Annotated in this window: 10 protein-coding genes; 4 read left to right on the top strand and 6 right to left on the bottom strand. The window is 71.5% G+C overall.

Annotated elements, in window-relative coordinates; translation table 11 throughout:
- Window positions 1–77 precede the first annotated feature (77 nt).
- Genes C7S10_RS17665 through C7S10_RS17655 form a run of 3 tightly spaced genes read right to left on the bottom strand, consistent with a single transcriptional unit; the run spans window position 78 to window position 1,440 of the window.
- On the bottom strand, window positions 78–725 hold the full coding sequence (locus C7S10_RS17665; RefSeq protein WP_108345749.1) for an HAD family hydrolase: 648 nt from the start codon (window positions 723–725) through the stop codon (window positions 78–80).
- The gene (locus tag C7S10_RS17660; RefSeq protein ID WP_108345748.1) at window positions 722–1,168 is read right to left on the bottom strand and encodes a PTS sugar transporter subunit IIA; all 447 of its coding nucleotides are present in this window, start codon (window positions 1,166–1,168) and stop codon (window positions 722–724) included. The genes C7S10_RS17665 and C7S10_RS17660 overlap by 4 nt, the downstream gene beginning before the upstream one ends.
- Window positions 1,165–1,440 carry a PTS sugar transporter subunit IIB gene (locus C7S10_RS17655; protein WP_279303179.1) on the bottom strand — a complete coding sequence of 92 codons (276 nt, stop codon included), beginning with the start codon at window positions 1,438–1,440 and terminating at the stop codon, window positions 1,165–1,167. The genes C7S10_RS17660 and C7S10_RS17655 overlap by 4 nt, the downstream gene beginning before the upstream one ends.
- Before the next feature lie 116 nt (window positions 1,441–1,556).
- Between C7S10_RS17655 and C7S10_RS17650 the strand changes: the two genes are divergently transcribed.
- The 3 genes from C7S10_RS17650 (at window position 1,557) to C7S10_RS17640 (ending at window position 5,238) form a co-directional block, all read left to right on the top strand.
- Window positions 1,557–2,312, top strand: coding sequence for a GntR family transcriptional regulator (locus C7S10_RS17650; RefSeq protein WP_108345746.1), 756 nt, complete (start codon window positions 1,557–1,559; stop codon window positions 2,310–2,312).
- Window positions 2,309–3,565, top strand: a complete 1,257-nt coding sequence (locus C7S10_RS17645; RefSeq protein ID WP_341476755.1) for a PTS transporter subunit EIIC — start codon at window positions 2,309–2,311, stop codon at window positions 3,563–3,565. Before C7S10_RS17650 ends, C7S10_RS17645 begins: the two co-directional genes overlap by 4 nt.
- Before the next feature lie 86 nt (window positions 3,566–3,651).
- The gene (locus C7S10_RS17640) at window positions 3,652–5,238 is read left to right on the top strand and encodes a hypothetical protein (protein ID WP_108345745.1); all 1,587 of its coding nucleotides are present in this window, start codon (window positions 3,652–3,654) and stop codon (window positions 5,236–5,238) included.
- A 186-nt stretch (window positions 5,239–5,424) separates the two neighbouring features.
- On the opposite strand, the gene C7S10_RS17635 is transcribed toward C7S10_RS17640, so the two are convergent.
- Genes C7S10_RS17635 through C7S10_RS17625 form a run of 3 tightly spaced genes read right to left on the bottom strand, consistent with a single transcriptional unit; the run spans window position 5,425 to window position 7,153 of the window.
- On the bottom strand, window positions 5,425–5,778 hold the full coding sequence (locus C7S10_RS17635; protein WP_108345744.1) for a hypothetical protein: 354 nt from the start codon (window positions 5,776–5,778) through the stop codon (window positions 5,425–5,427).
- Entirely contained in the window at window positions 5,730–6,146 is a 417-nt protein-coding gene (locus C7S10_RS17630) for a hypothetical protein (protein WP_108345743.1), read from the bottom strand. Before C7S10_RS17630 ends, C7S10_RS17635 begins: the two co-directional genes overlap by 49 nt.
- On the bottom strand, window positions 6,146–7,153 hold the full coding sequence (locus C7S10_RS17625; protein ID WP_108345742.1) for a glycerophosphodiester phosphodiesterase family protein: 1,008 nt from the start codon (window positions 7,151–7,153) through the stop codon (window positions 6,146–6,148). The genes C7S10_RS17630 and C7S10_RS17625 overlap by 1 nt, the downstream gene beginning before the upstream one ends.
- Before the next feature lie 48 nt (window positions 7,154–7,201).
- Between C7S10_RS17625 and C7S10_RS17620 the strand changes: the two genes are divergently transcribed.
- Window positions 7,202–7,702: a DinB family protein gene (locus C7S10_RS17620; protein ID WP_108345741.1), complete on the top strand. Its 501-nt coding sequence runs from the start codon at window positions 7,202–7,204 to the stop codon at window positions 7,700–7,702.
- Window positions 7,703–7,704 lie beyond the last annotated feature (2 nt).

The raw sequence follows: 7,704 nt of genomic DNA, 5'->3' as shown, positions 1-7,704 counted from the left end.
CCGCCGCCAATGAACCACAATGGGAAGAGGCCTTGCACGCATCGAGGCACGTCCAGACCGTCGCACCCGCCGTGCACTCAGTCCGCGAGCCGTCGTACGTCCTCGGCGACCTCGACCAGGTCGGGGTAGGCCGCGTGCGCGCCGGCCTCCCGCAGCTCGGAGGCGGGACGGCTCGTCGTGACACCCACGACATGCCCGACCCCGGCGGCGACCGCTGCCTGCACGCCGGCGGTGCTGTCCTCGGCGGCGAGGGTGGTGGCCGGCTCGAGGCCCAGGCGTTCGCAGGCGAGGAGGTAGCAGGCCGGGTAGGGCTTGCCGTCGACGACGTCCTCGGCCGTCACGACGAGGTCCACGAGGTCGAGGATCCCGAGCCCGTCGCCGAGGGCCTGCTGCACCCAGGCCGGGCCGGCCGAGGTGACGACGGCGATACGGACACCAGCGGCAGCGGCGGCCCTGATCAGCTCGGCAGCGCCCGGGATGGCGGCGGGCGCGACGTCGGTTGGCACGAGCGCCGTGACCTCGCGGCCGATGGCGGCGTGGTCGTGGTCGCGCCACGGGCCGTCGACCGTGGGCAGCACGTCCTCGGCGCGGCGCCCGGTGAAGAGCGTCAGGTCGGGCTCGTCCCAGCCGCGAGCGGCGAAAAAGCGGCGGTAGCCCTCCTGCTGCAGCGGCTCGGAGTCGACGAGCGTGCCGTCGAGGTCGAGCAGCAGGGCGGAGGGCTTCACGCGGTGGTGAAGAGCAGGTCGCCGGCCGCAACGTCGGAGCCGACGACCTCCGACGTCACCGAGCCCTTGGGTGCGTCCATCACCACGACCGGCACGACCGTCGAGATGTCCTCGCCGGAGATCGTGGCGGGGTCCCAGCTGATCATCGGGTCACCGGCGGCCACGTCGGCGCCCTGGGTCGTAAGCACTTCGAAGCCCGCGCCGTCGAGCCGCACGGTGTTGATGCCGAGGTGCACGAGCACCCCGACGCCGTCGCCGAGCACGACGAAGGCGTGCGGGTGGACCTTGAGGACCTTGCCGGCGATCGGCGACACCACGATCGTCGGGCCGTCGGCCGGTGCGATCGCGACGCCCGGCCCGACCATCTCCTCGGCGAAGACCGGGTCGGGCACGTCGGCCATCGCCAGCACCGTCCCCGGGCAGGGAGCGAGGACCTGGGTCACATCAGGTCCTCGATGTCTTCCGCGAGGTTGTCGGCCTCGGGGCCGACCACGACCTGCACCGTGTTGCCGCTTGCCATCACGCCGTGGGCGCCGGCGGCCTTGAGGGCGGCCTGGTCGACGAGCGAGCCGTCCTTGACCTCGGTGCGCAGGCGGGTGATGCAGGGCTCGATCTCGACGATGTTGTCGGCCCCTCCGAGTCCGGCCAGGATCTGCTCTGCCTTGCTGCTCATGTCGGGTCCCTTCGTGTGGGTGGTGTTCTCAGTCTGGACCAGCGACCCCTTGACAGCGAGCCCGTCGACGGGCCATCCTCGATCAACTGGTACGTACCAGACCGTACCAATTATCGAACGTCGCGTCGAGGGTGAGCCTCGCGAAGGAGCAGCCACGGATGAGCCCGGCCCTCACCAGCGGTCCCGTGCCCAAGCACGAGCAGCTCAGCGAGGCGCTCACGGACCTCGTCCGCAACGAGCTCACGCCCGATGCAGCGATCCCGTCGGAGCGCGAGCTGATGGCGACGTACGCCGTGTCGCGAGCCACCGTCCGCAAGGCGATCGAGAACCTCATCACCGCGGGCCTGCTGACCCGCAGCCACGGCAAGGGCACCTTCGTGGCGCGACCGCGGGTGGAGAGCAGCCTGCACCTCGCCTCCTTCAGCCAGGACATGCGCAGCCGCGGGCTCGAGCCCTCGACCCGACTGATGCGCGTCGACGAGGAGCGGCCGCCGGCCGACGTCGCCAAGGCGCTGCGACTGGGACCGAAGGCGATGGCCTGGCGCGTCGACCGGGTCCGGCTGGCCGACGAGCAGCCGATGGCGCTGGAACACGGGTGGTATCCCCGCTCCCTGCTGCCCGACCTCGACGCCCAGGACCTGAGCGGCTCGCTCTACCAGCTCTTCGAGCGCGAGTACGCCCTCCCCATCGACGCCGCCGACCAGACCCTCTGGGGCGAGTCGGCCGACCGCGTGATCGCCCGTCGCCTCGAGGCGCCGGTGCACACGCCGCTGCTGGTCTTCCGCCGCATCTCCTCCTGCCGTGGACGACCGGTCGAGCACGTGGTGTCCCGCTACCGCGGTGATCGCTACCAGCTCCACATGAACCTCGCCGGCACACCGGCGCGGAGGAACCAGAAGGGAACAACGTCGTGAGCACTCAGGACGCGACCGCCTCGGGCGGCACACTCCGGAGCCGGATCAACCTGGCCCCACTCCAGAAGTTCGGACGCAGCCTCATGCTCCCGATCGCCGCCCTGCCGGCCGCAGCGCTGCTGCTCCGGCTCGGCCAGGACGACCTGCTGGGCGCGGACGGCCTCGGCTGGGACCGCGTGGCGGCCGTCATCGGCTCGGCGGGCGACGCGATCTTCGCCAACCTGCCGCTGCTCTTCGCGGTGGGCATCGCGATCGGCATGGCCAAGAAGGCCGACGGCTCGACCGCCCTGGCCGCCGTGGTCGGCTACCTCGTCTTCAAGGGCGTCGGCGACGCGATGTCGCCGCTGGTCCTGGGCCTGCCGGCCGAGGGTGAGGACCAGCAGCTGATCAACTACGGCGTGCTCGGCGGCATCGTGATGGGCCTCGTCTCGGCGTTCCTGTGGCAACGGTTCTACCGCACCTCGCTGCCGCCCTACCTCGCCTTCTTCGGCGGCCGACGCCTTGTCCCGATCCTCGCGTCGCTGGCGGCGATCGCACTCTCGGTGCTGATGTCGCTGGTCTATCCCGTCTTCGACTCCGGCATCACCGCGGCCGGCGAGTGGGCGACCGAGAACTCCGTGATCGGCGGGTTCTTCTACGGATTCATGAACCGGATGCTGATCCCGCTCGGCCTGCACCACATCCTCAACAACCCGCCGTGGTTCGTCTTCGGCTCCTACGAGAGCGGCGGCGAGGTGTTCCACGGCGACATCCGCCGCTTCCTCGAGGGCGACCCGACGGCCGGCGCGTTCATGACCGGCTTCTTCCCGATCATGATGTTCGCCCTACCGGCGGCCGCGATCGCGATCTGGCACGAGGCCAAGCCCGAGAACAAGAAGCTCGTCGGCGGCATCATGCTGTCCTCGGCGCTGACCGCGTTCCTCACCGGCGTCACCGAGCCGCTCGAGTTCGCGTTCATGTTCGTCGCGTTCCCGCTCTACGTGATCCACGCGATCCTCACCGGCACCTCGATGGCGCTGGTCAACGCGCTCGGGATCAAGGACGGCTTCGGCTTCTCGGCCGGGCTCTTCGACTTCGCGCTCAACTGGAACATCGCCACGAAGCCGGCGCTGCTGATCGTGATCGGGCTCGGCTACGCCGTCGTCTACTACTTCCTGTTCCGCTTCGTGATCCGGCGGTGGAACCTCCGCACGCCGGGCCGCGAGGAGGAGGGCGACGCCGGGTCGATGCTGCAGCAGGACACGGCTGCCTGAGACGTCGCAGGCGGGCGGGTCGGTGTGGCAGACCCGACTCGCTCGCCTGCGCGGATCACGTCCGCGCGCCACCTAGCCTGTCTGGCGTGATCTGGATCCTCGTCGGCCTCGTCGTCGCCTGGGTCGCCATCGGTCCCTGGGTGCTGGTCGCCGTCGCTGCCGCGCTCTGCGTGCCGCGGATCCGCTGGTGGTTCCAGGACCGCATCTGGATCAGCCGCCAGCACGCGGCCATCGGGGTCGCCGTCCTCGCGGTCGTCTCCGGGCTGGTCGTGCTGGTCCCCGACGGCTGGCTCCCGATCCCTCAGTCCCCGGGGCTGATGATGACGCCGTCGTACGTCGGACGGCCGGCCACGCAGGCCGCGCTGCCGATCGGCGCGATCCCGCAGAACCCGCACCTGGCCCGCAACGGAGCCGGCTCGAGCGTCAACGACGCGGCCGCGACCGGCACCTACGCCTGGGCCGGACCGAAGGGGCTCGAGCCCGAGGTCGACACCGCGTGGTTCGGGACCGAGGAGTGCGCCAGCCTCGCCTTCGACACGCGCGACCGGATCTTCGCCCTCTGCGACGACCGGTCCGGCCCGTCGCTGCACGTGCTCGACCCCGACTCGATGCGCAAGCTCGCCACCAAGGCCCTCCCGGCGAGCGAGGGGGACGACGAGTCCTGCGGCGGCGGCGCGTTCTACCTCGACGCCGTCGACCGCGCGGTCGTCGCCACCACCGACCGCCGGATCGTGGCCGTGCGCACCGCGGACGCCGACGGCGAGCCCGACCTCACGACCGACCAGACGTGGGACCTCGGCGGCGCCGTACCCAAGGACGACTGCGTCGTCGCGCTGCTGCCCGACTGGTCGGGGCGCATCTGGTTCGCGACCACCGACGGGCTGGTCGGCACCGTGGCCCCCGACAGCGGCGAGGTCAGGACGCGCGACCTCGACGAGCAGGTCACCACCTCCTTCGCCACCGACGAGACGGGTGGCACCTACCTCGTCACCACGCACGCGCTCTACCGGTTGACGGCCGGCGCGGCGGGCGGCCCCAAGGTCGACTGGCGCACCGAGTACGACCGCGGCGACCGGCAGAAGAAGGGACAGCCCAGCCAGGGCAGCGGCACCACCCCGACCATCATCGACGGCGGCATCGTCGCGATCACCGACAACGCCGAGCCGCAGATGAACGTCGCGTTCTACGAGCGCTCGTCCGGCCGCGAGATCTGCACCGCCCCGGTCTTCGCGGACGACGCCAGCGCGACCGGCAGCTCGCTCGTGTCCGTCGGCGACGGGGTGGTCGTGGAGAACAACGAGGGGTACGGCGGTCCGCTGAGCACGCTCCTGGGGCGCGGCACCAGCCAGGGGCTGGCCCGCGTCGACGTCGCCGGCGGCGCCTGCACGGTGGCCTGGACGAGCGACCAGGTCGCGCCGTCGGGCCTGGCGAAGGTCTCGCTCGCCAACGGGCTGCTCTACACCTACACGAAGCGCCCGAGCTGGTGGGGCGTGAGCGCGTGGTACCTCACCGCCCTCGACGCCCGCACCGGCCGCACCGTCTTCAGCGTCCGCACCGGCACCGGGGTCCTGATGAACAACGACCACGCCGCGATGACCATCGCGCCCGACGGCACGGCCTGGATCGCCACTCTCGCCGGCCTCGTGCGGGTCCGCGACCGGACGTCCGGCTAGCCCGGCGGCGTACGCCCGATCCGGTCGTGGCGGTGGCCCACCCACATTCCGTACGGCGAGAAGGTGGCTCACGCACCGCTCGCGCGGGGGTCGAGCCGGGGCGCGCGAGCGGCGGTGGCTCAGCCACATTCCGTACGGCGGAAATGTGGCTCACGGACCGCTCGGGAGGTGTGACGTGTGATCCGGCTAGCCCGGCGGCGTACGCCCCTGCTCGTCGTCCTCCTCGGCCGGCTCGGCCTGTGCGGCCTGCTTCGCCTCCAGCTCCTCGGCGTGCTTGCGTCGGCGGGCGATCTCGCGGCGGGCGAGGTAGAAGGCCAGCAGGACCGGCCAGACATAGTGGATGTTGTCGAGGATCCACGCGAGCCAGCCGGGCACGGCCACGTCGGGCAGGCTGATGTCGGGCCACGGGATGCTGGGCAGGTCTGGCCACGGGATCGACGGCAGGTCGGGGAGCGGGATCGACGGCCGGTCGACGTCGGGCCACGGGATCTTCACCGCCAGGCGCGCGACGAGCGCCGCGATGAGGAGCGGGACGACCACCTTGGCGACGCCACCGAGGGTGGCGACCGCGGTGTAGCGCGTCGGGTGGGCGAGCAGCCGTTCGTGGTGCTCGGCCGCGGGCGACCCGGGCTGGGAGTGAGGTCGGCGCCACCGACCCCGAGCTCGCCGAGGCCGTCGGCGTCCAGCAGGGTCGCGCGCCGCGGCGCGCCGAGGGTCGAGAAGCGGACCTGGAGCGTGCCGTCGTACGTCGAGGGGTCGCCCTTGAGCTCGGCCTTGCCGTCCATCGTCTTCTTCTCGGCGACCCGCTCGCCGTCGATCGTCCAGACGATCGTGCGGCTCAGGTCGCCGCTGGTCTCGACGCGGTGGAGCCGACCCTCGACGGTGTCCTCCCAGACCTGGTGGGCCATCAGCCGCAGGGGTCGGTGCCCGGCTGTCCGGGACGCTCGATGCCGCGCCGGTCGAGGATGCGCTCGAACACGGTCGGCTTCGCGGGCATCAGGCCGTCGGCGCAGGCGTTCAGCATCGCGGCGTACGTCTTGGCGTTGTCGGGTGCGCTGCCGCTGAACCAGACGTGGACGGCGTAGCCGTCGGCGTGTGCCCGTGCGACGAACTCCTTGCTCACGACTGTGATGCCGGAGAAGGTCACGGGCACCTGCAGCGCGACGGTGCCCTCCATCGGCTTGGTCCCGCCGAGGAAGTAGGCCGTGAGCGCGTCGCGCCCGGGAGCGAGGCCGATCTGGGGGGACCGTGCGTGGAAGTCGACGAGGGCGGCGTCGTCGAAGGACGTGACGATCACGTCGGTGCGTCCGGACTTGTTCAGCATCGTCGACAGCAGCCGGCCGGTGCGGAAGAACGACGCGGCGTCGTCGTCGGACGTGCCCTTGATCTCGATGTTGATCGGCACCTTCGGGAAGGCCTTCAGCACCTCCTTGAGGAGCGGCACCCGGAAGTCGGCGCGGGAGTAGCCCTCGATCCGCCGCTCGCCGTCGCGGGCGCCGCGCAGCGTGTAGGCCGCGTCCTTCGCGTCGTGCGTGGTGCCCTCTCCCCGGACGAACCAGTAGCCGGCGTCGGCCTTCTTCACCTGCCGCCACGGCAGCTTGACGACCTTGCCGGTGGCGTTGGTGGTCTCGTCGAGCGTCGAGTTGTGGAGGACCACGAGCTTCTTGTCCTTGGTCGACTGCACGTCGAGCTCGATCATGTCGGCGCCGAGGTCGACCGCGCGCTTGAAGGCGTACATCGTGTTGGTCGGTGCCTCGTCCTCGCCGCCGGAGTGCGCCATGTTGAGCACGCGCTGCGAGAGCCACGGGTTCTCGTCGGCCGCTGCGGACGTGGCCGGTGCGGCGGTGGCACCGGCCGCGAGCAGCGGCAGCGCGAGGGCGGTCAGGGACGCGACGGCGGTGGCGCGAAGTCTCATGACGCCGACCCTACGACGCCGAACCGGCGGTCCGGCTACCGTCACGACATGACGTACACCTGGCACGACATCGACGGCCGGACCGTCGAGATCTGCGACGAGTGCGGCTTCGACGCCCGCGAGCTCACCGGCAACGACGACGAGCAGCGGCGCCTCGACGGGGCGTACGCCGAGCTCGAGCGGCTGCTCGACCACCCGGACGCCGACCGACGACCCGCCCCCGAGACCTGGTCGGCCCGGGAGTACGTCGAGCACTGCCTGGACGTGGCCACGGTGATGCTCGGCTGGGTGGCCGACCTGACCGGCAGCGAGTCGCAGGGCGAGCTCACCGACCTGGCCGCCTGCCGGCGGACCGTCGCCGCGCTGGTGCCGCCGCTGACCGACGACCAGCGCGCCGTGGTCCAGCACGGTGAGTACGCGCAGCCGGTCACGGTCGAGTGGCTCCTCGACCACCTGCTGCACGACACCGAGCACCACGTGCTCGACCTGCGGCGCGGCTACGCGTCGCTCGCCCGCGCCGCCCACCCGGAGGTGTCGTTCCGCGGATGAAC

It is taken from the genome of Nocardioides currus (genome assembly GCF_003057875.1).
In the GTDB taxonomy this organism is placed as follows: Bacteria; Actinomycetota; Actinomycetes; order Propionibacteriales; family Nocardioidaceae; genus Nocardioides; species Nocardioides currus.
The sequence above is the reverse complement of the archived record's forward strand: the minus strand, read 5'-3'. Positions and strand labels throughout refer to the sequence as shown.